We start from the raw sequence: 451 nt of genomic DNA, 5'->3' as shown, positions 1-451 counted from the left end.
CCTCGATCGTCAGCGGCTCGAGCAGTTCGAGTGCGTTGATCGCCATCAAAGTCGACGGCGCGAGCAGCGTGTCAGGCTTTGCTGGCGAGGAGGAGCACCACATGCCCAAGTGCCTGTACTGCCAGCAAGACAATCCGCCGGGGGACGCCGAATGCAGCAACTGCGGCATGCCCCTGCCGGAACACGCCGATGGCGCCCCGGAACGCCGCCAACGGCGTTTCCTCTGGTTCTGCATCGCCCTCAGCATCTTCTGTGCTGTGATGATCGTCTGGCTGCCGCGTTATCTGTTCTGATCGCCAGGGCGAATCACGCTTAACCGATCCGTACGAAGGTGCGCCGCGGGCGTGAACAGCGCCACCCACCCTACATGCCACGCCAGCCGCCCGGCCAACGAACCCCGTCGGTCGCAGGATGGATCGCGCCTCACCGATTTCACGGAATGGCCATCCAC

Annotated in this window: 1 protein-coding gene; it reads right to left on the bottom strand. The window is 64.1% G+C overall.

Annotation, left to right across the window (positions count from 1 at the left end; translation table 11 throughout):
• Positions 1-71 precede the first annotated feature (71 nt).
• On the bottom strand, positions 72-451 hold a 380-nt coding region (locus ACU8YC_RS27500), incomplete at its 5' end, for a hypothetical protein (RefSeq protein ID WP_446896326.1).

The organism is Citrobacter sp. VF227 (genome assembly GCF_052950715.1).
The sequence above is the reverse complement of the archived record's forward strand: the minus strand, read 5'-3'. Positions and strand labels throughout refer to the sequence as shown.